Consider the following 12498-nt stretch of genomic DNA (forward strand, 5'->3'; position numbering starts at 1 on the left):
CTGGTGATCGCCACCCAGCGCCCCAGCGTGGATGTGGTGACCGGATTGATCAAGGCCAACTTCCCGGCCCGCATCGCCTTCGCGGTGGCCTCCTCGGTGGACTCCCGGGTGATCCTGGACACGCCGGGAGCGGAGACCCTGCTGGGGCGTGGGGATATGCTCTTCCTGCCGCCGGATCTGGGGAAGCCGGTTCGGGTCCAGGGCGCCTATGTTTCGGATGGAGAGGTGGAGCGGGTGGTGCGGTTCTGGCAGGAGCGCTATGCGGATGAGCGGCCAGAGCCTGCCCCCTGGGAAGGGATGGTGACCCCCCTGGAGGTGGGGAGTGGCCGTTCGGTGAGCCGCGGCGAATTCGAGGAGGAGGACGAAGAGGCCCTGTTACGGGAGGCGATCGAGATCATCAAGCGGCATCGTGGGGCGTCCACTTCCCTGCTTCAGCGCAAGCTGCGCATCGGCTATCCCAAGGCCGCTCGCCTCATCGACCGCTTGGAGGAGCTCGGGATCATCGGCCCGCCGGAGCCCAGCGGCCGCCTGCGTCCGCTCCTCATCCCGGACAACTGGGAACCCCCGCCGGACTGGTTCCGGCGATAGAAGGCCGGCATCCCAGGTGTGGGTTTTGGGCGAGGGCGCGTCGCCAGGCGGGTTTCTGGGCCAGCGCTGCCGCCCCGCTGACGTCCTCGTTCGTGCGACGCTCGTTTGCCCATCGCTTTGCCCGCAGCGAGCTCCGGGGACAATCCGCCCCATGCCTGTGGGAGTTGCTGGCCCCTGGGAAGGGAACTGCCAGGAAGGCGTTTGGCTGGCCTATGGGTCTCTGCGAGGGTAGGCCGTTCTGGACGGCCAGATCGATCTGCCTCGGAAAGGGTGCGAGGGTACGGCAGGGTCCGGAAGCCAGAATGCGGGGGTGGGACCTCCGGATCGATCTCCTTGACGTTTCAGGGGGTTATGTTTAAAATGTAAAACAGAATGGCTCGATGGATCTGTGCCTGGAGTTTGAGAGGACAGGCGGGCTCTCCCGGGGTGCCTGTCAAGTTTTCATAGCGGGTTTCATCGTCGGAGGATCCCTTGGATAAACAGGGGCGCGATCAGGCGCCCCTGTGTTGTTCATACGGGGATATGAGGATCATGAAAGGGGCTGTCTTCACGGGCCTGTTGAGCCCTTCGAACCTGGGCGGGATCCACCGCGCCATCTTGAGAACGAATATGCAGAAAGAGGAGCCATCGAATGGCGAAGAGCGAGCTCCTGCTGGCCGTGAATCAGATCGCCGCCGATCGGAACCTTCCTCGGGAGGTGGTCCTGGAGGTCCTGAAGGGGGCCCTGGCCACCGTGTTCCGTCGGATGACCGATATGGGAAGTGCCCAGGCCGTCGATGTGGAGATCGATCTCGAAAACGGCCAGGTCCGCGTTTTCCTCCAGAAGACGGTGGTGGAAGCCGTTAAGGATCCTCGCCATGAGATCTCTCTGGAGGAGGCTCGACGGATCCGCCCGGACATCCGGGTAGGGGAGACGATTCGCGTCGATGTCACGCCAGCGAATTTCGCGCAGCGGATCGCGGCCCAGAATGTGCGACAGATCATCCTGCAACGCATCCGCGAGGCGGAGCGGGAGTATCTCTATCGTTACTTCTCCGAACAGGAAGGCGAGATCGTCCACGGGGTGGTTCAGGCCGTCACCCCCCAGGGGGCGACGGTCCTGCTGGCCCAGGGGCGGGCGGAGGCGATTCTGCCTCGCAATCAGATGGTGCCCGGGGAGCGGCTCCAGCCCCACCAGCGGATCCGCGCCTATCTGGCAGAGGTCCGGCAAACGCCCCGAGGGCCGCAGCTGATCCTTTCCCGGACCCACAAGAACCTGATCCGTCGGCTGCTGGAGACCGAGGTGCCGGAGATCTACAACGGCCTGGTGGAGATCAAGGCGATCGCCCGCGAGCCGGGCCAGCGCACGAAAGTGGCCGTGGCCGCCACGCAGCCGAACATCGACGCCGTGGGGGCATGCGTTGGCCAGCGCGGCATGCGGATCCAGAACCTGGTCCACGAGCTGGGGGGCGAGAAAATCGATGTGATCGAGTGGCATCCGGACCCCGCGATCTTCATCGCGAAAGCCCTGAGCCCGGCCCGGGTGCTCACGGTGCATCTGTTCGAGGAGAAGCGCTCGGAGCGGACCGCCCAGGTGGTGGTGCCGGATGATCAGCTCTCTCTGGCCATCGGACGGGAGGGCCTGAACGCCCGGCTGGCGGCGCGCCTGACAGGGTGGCGGATCGATATCCACAGCCTGACGGAGGCGCTGGAGCAGTGGCTCCCCCGCGTGGAGGATCCCGAATTGCAGGAGCGGATGGGGGAGGCCGCCCGCCTGATCCCCGCGATGCGGGAGGCGCTGGCCCGTCATAAGAGCCAGCCCGGCCTGCCCTGGAGCGCCGATGAGCTCCGGGAGGCCCGGACGTTCCTGGAGGCCGCTTATCAGGCCTATATGGCGCGGCGGGAGGCCGAGCGGGCCCGGCGCAAGGCGCAGAAAGCCGCCCGCGCGGAGGCTCCAGAAATCCCGCTGGAGAAACCGGAGCCTGCTCCTCAGGAGGCGGAGCCAACCCAGGCGGTGGAGGAGGTTCCCGCTCCCGAGCCGGTGGCGGCGGTGGCGTCGGCCCCTTCGATTTCGGAAGTCGTTCTGGAGCCGGTTGCCCTGGAGGCTGCGGAGACGGAAATCCCCGGGAGCGAGGAACCTCACCCGGAGACTCCGGCTCCCATAGAGGCTCCCCCTCCGGAGCCAACGCTGGAGGCTCTGGAAGTTCCCCTCCCGATCCCGGAGCCCATAGGGATCAAGGAAACCGAAGACGAGGAAGATGAGGAAGAGGAAGAGGAGGAGCTCCGGCGGCGCAAGAAGGCCGGCAAGGGAAAGGAGCGCCGGCGGGTCCGTTATGAGATCGATTATGAGGACGAAACCTGGCTGCGACGGATGCGTGGCGGGCGGGTGCGCGACTGGCTGGAGGAGTGAGGGCCATGCCTGTGATGGTCGTGGATGAGCGGAAGCGGCCGATCCCGGGTCCGTATGTGGTGCGGATGGGTGGCTGGACGCTGGAGCGCTATCTGGCGGAGGCTCCCGAGAGCCCGGTCTGGGAGTTCGTGCGCGGGGAGGTCGTGATGCACTCGCCGGCTACGGCTGAACATCAGGACGTCGTGATCTTCCTCCTGCGGCTTCTGGCCGGGTATTGTGAAGCCAGGGGATGGGGGAAAGTTCTGGCGGGCCCCGCAGCCCTTCAGGTGCTCCCGGACGTGGTGCGGAAGCCGGATCTCTTCGTGCTGCCACCAGAGGAGATCTCCCGGGCCCGGGGGGTGCCCCTGACCGTGCGGCCCGTCCTGGTGATCGGGGTGACCAGCCCCGCCACCCGGGGGATGGATCTGGGGGAGAAGGCGCTGGAGTATCGGGCGGCGGGGATCCCGGAGTACGGGGTGGTGGACCTGGAGCAGGAGGAGGTGGTGGCGCACCGGGTGAAAGGTGGCAATGAGGCGATGGTGCGGATGCGGGAAGGGCGGCTGGTCAGCCAGGGGGTGCCAGGGTTCTGGCTGGAGGTGGGATGGCTGTTCCAGAGGCCCCTGCCTCCGGTCGAACCGTGCCTGCGCCGCATCCTGGGGTCAGAGCAGGAGATCGGAGGGCGCCTGGACGAGACATGACCGGTGGGGGGAGGAGCGTATGGGAGCTCGAACCCGGGGAGGACGAACGGTGGAGGTGGCGGAACTTTACCCTCCTCAGGGACAGTGGACGGAGGAGGACTTCTTCGCCCTGCCGGATCGGAATCGAATCGTGGAGCTCTCGGAGGGGAGGCTGCTGGTGCCGCCGCATCCCACCTACACGCATCAGACGGCCCTTCAAAACCTGTTTCTGGCGCTTCACGCGTTGATCGAGCGGCACAAGCTGGGGGTGGTTCGCTTTGCTCCTCTCCCCGTCCGCCTGTGGGCGGGCAAGATCCGCGAGCCGGACATCTTCTTTATTGCTCGCGAGCATGTCGATCGCATCGGCGAGCAGGTATGCGGTGTTCCGGACCTCGTCGTTGAGGTCACCTCGCCGGCTACCCGGAGGACAGATCGGGTCGAGAAGTTTGCGGAATATGCCCAGGCAGGGGTGCTGGAATACTGGATTGTTGATCCGGAAGCGCAAACGGTCGAGGTGTATGAGCTGAAGGGCGGAGCCTATGAGCTGATCGGCAAGTGGGGTATGGGCCAGACGGCCCATTCCGTGCTCCTCGTCGGTTTCACCGTGGAGGTGGACCGGATCTTCGGATGAAGGCTCGTCATCCGATTCGACGTGGAGCGCCGGTTGCGCAGCGGGCTTCCTGCGGGGAACTTTTAAGACAGGGCCGTTCCCTACAGGATCCCGGGCGAATCGGGCCGTCCAGTCTACGAGATAAGCCCTGCGAGCATGGAACCCAGATGGCGCGGAAGCATATCCCTCAACGCACGTGCGTGGGCTGCCGGCAGGTGCAGGCGAAGCGGGAGATGATCCGCATCGTCCGCACCCCGGAGGGCCGCGTGGAGATCGATCCGACAGGGAAGAAATCCGGTCGGGGAGCGTATCTGCATCCCCGGCGTTCCTGCTGGGAACGGGCCTTGAAGGATGGGCGCCTGGAATACGCCCTGCGGATCGAGGCGCTGCGGGAGGAGGACCGCATGGCGCTGGTGGCCTATGCCGCGACCCTGCCGGAGGATGAAGCGTGATGCGACCCTGAGGGAGATCGCCGGAGGGCTCTTCGGGGCTTGCACAGGCAGCAGGGCATCCTGGATTGGATCCACCGGCACGGTCGGCGAGGGCCACCGTGCCGGCTTTTTTATCCGCAGGGCTGCGCCAGGATTCCGGATGAACGTGCAGGATCCATGGGGAAAGCACCCATCCTGTTTCGCGAGGAGGTAAGAGATGCGGCAGAACGGACGGAAAGAGATCGAGATCCCGGCGAGCATTACGGTGCGCGAGCTGGCTGCGCTGATGTCGGTGAGCCCCATCGATGTCATCAAGGTCCTCATGCACAACGGGATTATGGCCAGCATCAACCAGCGCATCGATTATGAAACGGCAGCCTTGGTGGCCCATGAGTTCGGCTTTGAACCCCGGGAGCAGCGGCCGCCGGAGGCCGCGGAAGCGGAAGGCCCTTCTTTGCTCTGGGAGCGCCTCTATGCCGGAGAAGATCCCTCCAAACTGAAGCCGCGGCCGCCCGTCGTCGTGGTCCTCGGCCACGTGGATCACGGGAAGACCACCCTGCTGGACGCCATCCGCCGCACGAACGTGGCGGCCCAGGAGGTAGGGCAGATCACACAGCGGATCGGTGCCTATCAGGTGGAATACAACGGGCGCAAGATCACCTTCCTGGATACGCCGGGCCACGAGGCGTTCACCCAGATGCGAGCCCGCGGCGCCCAGGTCACCGATATCGCCGTCCTGGTGGTGGCTGCCGATGATGGGGTGATGCCCCAGACCCGCGAGGCGCTGGCCCACGCCCGGGCCGCCCGCTTGCCGGTGATCGTGGCCCTCAACAAGATCGATAAGCCCACCGCCAACGTCGAGCGCGTGATGAGCCAGCTCTCGGAGCTCGGCCTGGTTCCCCAGGAATATGGGGGCGACACCATCGTGGTGAAGGTCTCGGCCAAACAGCGCATCGGCATCGAGGATCTCCTGGAGGCGATCCTCTTGGTGGCGGAGACCCGGGAGATCAGGGCCAACCCGGATCGCCCGGCGGTGGGCACGGTGATCGACGCGCGGGTGGATAAGCGCGGGCCGGTGGCCACCCTGCTGGTGCAGAACGGCACCCTCAAACAAGGGGACATCATTGTGGCCGGTGCCACCTACGGTCGGGTCCGCGCCATGTTCGACGACCGGGGCCGTCCGTTGAAGAAGGCGCCTCCCTCCACGCCGGTGGAGGTCCTGGGGCTCTCAGATGTGCCGGAGGCGGGAGATTTCTTTGAGGTGGTGGAAAGCGAGCGCCAGGCCCGGGAGCTGGCGGAGCGGCGGGCGGCCGAGCGCCAGCGACAACGCCAGGTCCGGCGGATGAGCCTGGAAGACCTTTACCGCCGCATGCAGGCGGGAAAGGTTCGCGAATTCAATGTCATCGTCAAGACGGACGTCCAGGGATCCATTGAGCCGATCATCAGTCTCTTGCAGCGGCTGGTGGAGAAGCACGCCCGGGATCAGCTCCAGCTGAACGTCCTGCATGCCGATGCCGGCGAGGTCAGCGTCTCCGATGTCACCCTGGCGGCTGCCTCCGACGCCATCATCATCGGATTCAACGTCCCGGTGGATGCGGCGGCGAAGCGGCTGGCGGAGAACGAGGGGGTGGACATCCGGCTTTACAATGTGATCTATCATATCGAGGAGGACCTGGAGAAGGCCCTGAAGGGCATGCTGGCCCCCACCATCCAGGAACGGATCCTGGGCCACGCCGAGGTCCGCCAGGTCTTCAAGGTGCGGGGGGGCCAGGTGGCGGGCTGTTACGTCCGGGATGGCGAGATCCGGCGGAACGCCCTGGTGCGGGTCCTGCGGGGCGGCCAGAAGATCCACGAAGGCCGCATCGCCTCCCTCAAGCGTTATAAAGACGACGTCACCGAGGTCCGCGCCGGCTACGAATGCGGGGTTGGACTGGAGGGATTCCACGATTTCGCCACGGGGGATATCCTGGAGTGCTTCATCCGGGAGGAGATCGCAGCGGCATAGCGGGCCCAGGTTGGCCGAACTTCCCGCTGGGATGGGAGAGGGAGATGGGGCCCCCCGCCCCCCGTCCCCTCCCCATGGCCCGGTGAGCCGCGGGGAGGGAAAAAGCCCAAGCCCGGATCGCCAGGAAGGGCCCACGCCCGGGGGACCCGCTCTTGTTTCCCCCTCAGAGACATGCTATAATGGGGGCGCCATCGAGAGGATGACCGGGATCAAGGGACAAGTTTCAACAAACAGGGCGCCTGAATGGGCGCTCTTTCTGTTTATCATCCTGCTGTCCATGGGATATCGCTGCGAAAACTATACTCTTGTGAGGACCTATGAGCGAGCAACCGATCTATCTGACCCGTGAGGGTTATCAGAAGCTCCTTGAAGAGCTGGAGTATCTCCGCACGGTCCGGCGCCAGGAGATCGCGAAGCGGTTGAACCTGGCGATGGACGAAGGCAATTATGATGAAAACGCCGAATACGAGGCCGCCAAGACGGAGCAGGCGTTTGTGGAAGGCCGCATCATGATGCTGGAGTCCATGCTCCGCCGGGCGGTGATCATTGAGGAAACCACGGGCCCTAAAACCTTTGTCACCCTGGGGAGCTGGGTGACCATTCAGGAGGAGGGCAGCTCCACCCCAGAGCGCTATCAGGTGGTCGGCTCGGCCGAGGCGGACCCTGCTCGAGGCCGGATCTCCAATGAGTCCCCGCTGGGGCAGGCTCTCCTGGGGCGCCAGGTGGGGGATGTGATCACCGTCAACGCCCCAGATGGGGTTCTGCGTTTCCGCATCCTCCGCATCGAATAGGTTTCCGACGATGGCCCTCTTTCGAGAGATCGTCCGCCGCCGTCTGGAAAAGGTCGCCCGCCTCCGGGCCCAGGGCATCGATCCGTATCCGCCGCGTTCGCGGCGCACCCACACCAGCGCGCAGGCGATCCGGGCCTTCCAGGCTGTCGAGGGCGGCGAGGAAACTGTGGAGGCGGTAGTCGCCGGGCGCCTCACGGCGATCCGGGTGATGGGAAAGGTGACCTTCGCGGACCTCCACGACGGCGACGGTCGTCTCCAGCTATTCCTCCGCTACGATGACCTGGGCGAGGAGCGGTATCGTTTCTTCCAGGAATTTTTCGACCTGGGCGATTTCATCGAGGCAGAAGGGACGATGATGCGCACCCGGACCGGGGAGATCTCCCTTCGGGTTCGGGATTTCCGCATGCTGGCCAAGGCGATCTACCCGCCCCCCTCCCGCTGGCACGGCCTGAAGGATGTGGAGACCCGTTACCGGCGTCGCTACCTGGACCTGATGATGAACCCGGAGGTTCGGGAGGTCTTCCGCACCCGCGCGGCCCTCGTCCGGGCCATCCGGGCCTTCCTGGACGAACGAGGGTTCATCGAGGTGGAGACGCCGATCCTGCAGCCGATTTACGGCGGGGCCTCCGCTCGTCCCTTCGTGACCTATCACAACGAGCTGAAGCAGCAACTCTACCTACGGATCAGCTTTGAGCTCTACCTCAAGCGTCTGCTGGTGGGGATGTTCGAGCGGGTATATGAGATCGGCCGCGATTTCCGCAACGAGGGGATTTCCTTCAAGCACAATCCGGAATTCACCCAGATGGAATGCTACGTGGCCTACGCCGATTATGAGGAGATGATGCGGCTGACGGAGGAGCTGATCGCCTTCGCCGCCGATCGGGTGCTGGGGCGCCGTACCCTGGTTTACCAGGGCCACGAGATCGATCTCAATCCGCCCTGGCGCCGCATCCCCCTCCGGGAGGCCATCCTGGAGTTCGCAGGGATCGACATCGCCCAGCACCCCACCCGGGAATCCCTGGCCGCCGCCATGGCGGCCCGCGGCATCGAGGTCGACCCTCGCGCCAGTCGGGGCAAGCTGATCGATGACCTGATCTCGAAGTTCGTGGAGCCCAACCTCATCCAGCCGACTTTCGTTTATGATTACCCTCGGGAGATCTCGCCCCTGGCCAAGGCCCGCCCGGACGATCCGGGGACGGTGGAACGTTTCGAGGGATTCATCGGAGGCATGGAGATCTGCAATGCCTTCACGGAGCTGAACGACCCGCTGGATCAGGAGCAGCGGTTCCTGGAACAGGGACGGGCGCGCGAGGCTGGAGATGAGGAGGCGCATCCGATGGATGAGGACTATCTGGATGCAATGCGCTATGGGATGCCTCCGAACGGAGGCCTGGGGGTGGGGATCGACCGTCTGACCATGCTCTTTACCGATCGGCGCTCGATCCGGGAGGTGATCCTGTTCCCGCACCTTCGGCCCCGGGAACGCCGTCAGGAGGAGGCCGAACTGGAAGAACTGGCGGAAGGTTAGCGCCCGGGACGGCCTTCCCCAGACCACCTGCGATCACGGCCGGACATGCACGATGGGCCCTGAATGGCGGAAGGCGGGAAGACTCCTCCCCCATCCCTCGGGGGAGATCAACGCCGTTATTCTCCCACAGATCATCCAGGGGTGCTGCGGAGAATCGAAGCATTAAAGACTGCCACAAAGATGCGCCGCCGATCCCTGAGGGGGCCGCGATGAGTCCGCTGGCAAACCATCGTTCCGCCCGCTTTGTGGCCGATACGATGCTTGGCCGCTTGGCGAAGTGGTTGCGGATCCTGGGTTACGATACCCACTACGATCCCTCCCTCGATGATGACGCCCTGTTGCGCATCGCCCAGGCGGAGGATCGCATCCTGCTCACCCGGGATCATGCCCTGGCTCGCCGGGGAGGACCCCACGCGTTCTTGGTGGACCACGAGGACCTCATCCAGCAACTGCGGGCCATCCGGGAGCAGTTCGGGGAGCCTGCGGACGTCCCGTTCTCCCGCTGCCCGGTGTGCAACGCCCGCCTGACCCCCGTCCCGCGAGAAGCGGTGGCCTCCTGTGTCCCCGCTTTCGTCTGGCGGCAGTATGAACGCTTCCATCGGTGCCCGGAATGCGGCCGCGTTTACTGGCCCGGCACGCATTTTGAGCGGATGCGGTCCGTGCTGAAAGCCCTGGAGATCCATGACCTCGGGCTCGATGATGGTCAGGGTCTCAGAGCCTGACTTCAGAGCTCCCATGCAGCCGGGCGAGGGAAGGGGCTTTCCGCTCCTGGTCTTATTCGGGAAAGGGGAAGCCACGCTGATCCTAACGGCGGCGTGGGCAGCCGCTGGCCGCCCATCCCCGGGGCCCTGGCTGCTGGGGGCATGGCTGCTAACGGAAGCCGGATGGCCAGCGCTGCGCCGGCTGTTGCTCGAACTGTATGGAGAGGGCAAGCGCCTCTCCCCGGAACCCCCTTCGTTTTCCCTGCCCTATCTCCGCTCCGATAGCCCAGCGGATCTCTTCCTTCGCACGATCGGGCAGCGGGTCCGGGAGATCCGGACGCGGGCCCGGGAAGATCCAGAATTCCTGGCCACCATAGCGACCGCGCTCGCTGCCCTCGGAATAGGGATCGGGCTGGTGGGGGGCATCGGGGCATGGCTGACCCTGGGGGTTGGGGTCTCTCTCCTCCTCGGGCGGCGTCTGGGCCATCCGGGGATCGGGGGGGGGATCTGGCGGTGGGTCTTCGGGGCCTTTCCCTGGTGGCTGGGGCTGGCCGGGGGGAACCCCTCAGCGCCTGCTCTTGTGGCGGGGATCCCGATCGGTCTGGCCTGGGTGGGATTTCAACGCCCGGCAGTCGGATGGGTCGCCTGGCCCTTGTGGGTCGCCTGGGCCGTGGCCCTGAGTCATGGACCCGGAGCTTATGGCCTGGCGCTTATCGGTCTATTGCTCCAGGAAGATCGGATCTGTCGTTCCCGTCGCGCACAGGGAATCCTGTGGGCCCTCGCGCTGATCCTTACCGCATGGATCGTGCGGACGCTTCCCGCTTAGAGGGTCGGAAGGGCTTCCGCCTCAGCCTTCCACCTCAAACGCGAACGCGCTCCCAGGCCCCGCTGAGGAAGCGCCAGGCGAACAGCAACGCCCGCACCGCGAAATCCGCCAGCATGCCCAGCCAGGCGCCGGGCAGCCCCCAGCCCAGCCCATGGGCGAAGAGGATCGCGATGGGGAGACGAACGATCCAGATGGAGGTGGCCGTGACCAGCAGCGTATAACGGGTATCCCCGGCCCCGCGCAACGCGCCGGAGAACACAAAGCTGACCGCCATGGCCGGCTGGATCAGCGCGGTGATCCGCAGGGCCGCCGCGCCCTGAGCGATGACCTCCGGATCTTCGGTGAACAGATCCACCAGCAAGGGCCCTCCCAGGGCCAGGGCCAGCCCCATCGTTCCCATCAGGGCCAGCGCCAGGAAGAGGGCGCTGAACGTCGCCCTTCTCCCCGCCTCCGGTTGTCGCGCGCCCAGGGCCTGGCCCGTCAGGGTGGAGGCGGCCACGGCGAATCCCCACCCGGGAAGGAAGGAAAGGGACATCACCCGCAGCCCGATCTGATGGGCGGCATACGCGGCGGTCCCCAGGGCCGTGATCACGCCGGTCAAATTCAGCAGAGCCAGCTGCAGCAGCAACTGCTCCGCCCCCGCCGGCAGCCCGACCCGGAGGATCCGCTGCAGCACCGCCCATTCGAGCCTTAACCCCTGATGCGGCAGGGCCAGACGGGCGGTTCCCCGCCACAACCGCACCCCGACCAGCACCGCCCCTAGGGTCCGGGCCAGGGCCGCCGCCATGCCCAATCCGGCGATGCCCAGATGAAAGGGGCTCCATGGGCCGGATAGAATCCATGCCAGCGCGGCGTTGGCGAAGACCACCACCGCCCAGATGCGCATCGGGGTGAGCGTGTCCCCGGCGCCCCGGAGCGCGGCGTTGCCCACAAAGAGGACAGCCATGGCCGGGAAGGAGAGGGCCACGATGTTCAGATAGACCCGGGCGGCGGCCCCCACCGCCGGCTCCGCGCCCAGGGCGGCGAACAGCCAGGCCCCGCCGATCCCTGCGAGCCCCATCCCGACCAGCCCGAGGGCTCCCGCGCCGAGCAGCGCCTGGAGGGTGATCCGGCCGGCCTGATCCCGGTCGCCGGCGCCGACGGCGCGGGCCACCAGAGCTGTGGCCCCCACCCCGAGGGCGCCGAAGAAGACCGCGACCAGGTTCGTGAGCTGGCCGCTCAACCCCACGGCGGCCAGGGCGATGGTTCCCAGATGCCCGGCGAGGTAGGCATCCGTCCAGTCCACCACGATGTTCAACAGTTGCTCCAGGACCGCCGGCCAGGCCAGCCCGAGCACAACCTTCAGCGTCGGGGTCCATGGGGCCGGAACGCCTCGATGGACACGGCGGGCAATCCCAAGCCCGGCCGGGGCGCGTCGGATTTCACGGAACGGCATCGCTCTACTCCCTTCTGGATGCCGTAGCAGGGACGCTATGGCCCATAGGACGGTGTGAGATAGGCGCCCGCCGCCCAGCCCCGTTCCCCGGTCCGTGGATCCTCCAGCTGCCACCAGGTCAACCCATCCGCTTCCTTCGGGCCGCCGACCACCCGCATGATTGTCCCTTCGGGAAGGAATCGGATCCGCTCCGCCTGCAGACTGGGGGCCCGACGGAAACTCAGCCCCTGCTCGCCGGCCCCGCTCACCTTTACGAAGATCCCCACCTGGACAGCGGCGGGGAGGGTCGGCGTGGGCGTAGGCGCCGGAGGGGTGGGGCTGGGGCGTGGAGAAGGGGTCCATGTCGGCCGCGGCGTGGCGGTGGGCGGGCCGCTCAGCGCGCCCGCCATGGATCGCTGGAGCTGCCAGAACCCTCCTCCACAGATCAGCAGCGCCGCAAGGAGGGCGCCGAAAAACAGCAACCACTCCGAGGCCCGCAACTCGCCCTCCCCTGGGCGGGGACGCACACGGATCGGCCGCTGCATCGATCCTCCCTCAG

At 66.2% G+C, this 12498-nt stretch carries 12 protein-coding genes; 10 read left to right on the plus strand and 2 right to left on the minus strand.

The window, feature by feature from the left end; genetic code table 11:
• From VAE54_RS09490 to VAE54_RS09535, 10 genes are all read left to right on the plus strand, one after another.
• On the plus strand, positions 1–588 hold a 588-nt coding region (locus VAE54_RS09490), incomplete at its 5' end, for a DNA translocase FtsK (protein WP_322801722.1).
• Between the two features lie 631 nt (positions 589–1219).
• Positions 1220–2977, plus strand: a complete 1758-nt coding sequence (gene nusA, locus VAE54_RS09495; protein ID WP_322801723.1) for a transcription termination factor NusA — start codon at positions 1220–1222, stop codon at positions 2975–2977.
• Between the two features lie 5 nt (positions 2978–2982).
• Positions 2983–3654: a Uma2 family endonuclease gene (locus tag VAE54_RS09500; protein ID WP_322801724.1), complete on the plus strand. Its 672-nt coding sequence runs from the start codon at positions 2983–2985 to the stop codon at positions 3652–3654.
• A gap of 19 nt (positions 3655–3673) precedes the next feature.
• Positions 3674–4264: a Uma2 family endonuclease gene (locus tag VAE54_RS09505; protein WP_322801725.1), complete on the plus strand. Its 591-nt coding sequence runs from the start codon at positions 3674–3676 to the stop codon at positions 4262–4264.
• Between the two features lie 146 nt (positions 4265–4410).
• On the plus strand, positions 4411–4695 hold the full coding sequence (gene rnpM, locus VAE54_RS09510) for an RNase P modulator RnpM (RefSeq protein WP_322801726.1): 285 nt from the start codon (positions 4411–4413) through the stop codon (positions 4693–4695).
• Between the two features lie 196 nt (positions 4696–4891).
• Positions 4892–6679, plus strand: a complete 1788-nt coding sequence (gene infB / locus VAE54_RS09515) for a translation initiation factor IF-2 (RefSeq protein ID WP_322801727.1) — start codon at positions 4892–4894, stop codon at positions 6677–6679.
• Positions 6680–6996: 317 nt separating this feature from the next.
• On the plus strand, positions 6997–7470 hold the full coding sequence (gene greA, locus VAE54_RS09520; protein WP_322801728.1) for a transcription elongation factor GreA: 474 nt from the start codon (positions 6997–6999) through the stop codon (positions 7468–7470).
• A 10-nt stretch (positions 7471–7480) separates the two neighbouring features.
• Entirely contained in the window at positions 7481–8998 is a 1518-nt protein-coding gene (gene lysS / locus VAE54_RS09525; protein WP_322801729.1) for a lysine--tRNA ligase, read from the plus strand.
• A 209-nt stretch (positions 8999–9207) separates the two neighbouring features.
• A complete protein-coding gene (locus VAE54_RS09530) occupies positions 9208–9720 on the plus strand; it encodes a Mut7-C RNAse domain-containing protein (protein ID WP_322801730.1) in 513 nt (170 codons plus the stop codon).
• A 13-nt stretch (positions 9721–9733) separates the two neighbouring features.
• Entirely contained in the window at positions 9734–10525 is a 792-nt protein-coding gene (locus VAE54_RS09535) for a hypothetical protein (RefSeq protein WP_322801731.1), read from the plus strand.
• A 34-nt stretch (positions 10526–10559) separates the two neighbouring features.
• Here VAE54_RS09535 and VAE54_RS09540 read toward each other — a convergent pair whose 3' ends face one another.
• Both VAE54_RS09540 and VAE54_RS09545 read right to left on the minus strand, forming a co-directional pair.
• Positions 10560–11960, minus strand: a complete 1401-nt coding sequence (locus VAE54_RS09540) for an MATE family efflux transporter (RefSeq protein WP_322801732.1) — start codon at positions 11958–11960, stop codon at positions 10560–10562.
• Between the two features lie 35 nt (positions 11961–11995).
• Positions 11996–12484 (minus strand): SH3 domain-containing protein, encoded by a 489-nt coding sequence (locus VAE54_RS09545; protein WP_322801733.1) that lies wholly within the window; start codon positions 12482–12484, stop codon positions 11996–11998.
• Between the last annotated feature and the right edge of the window lie 14 nt (positions 12485–12498).

This window comes from Thermoflexus sp. (assembly GCF_034432235.1).
In the GTDB taxonomy this organism is placed as follows: domain Bacteria; phylum Chloroflexota; class Anaerolineae; order Thermoflexales; family Thermoflexaceae; genus Thermoflexus.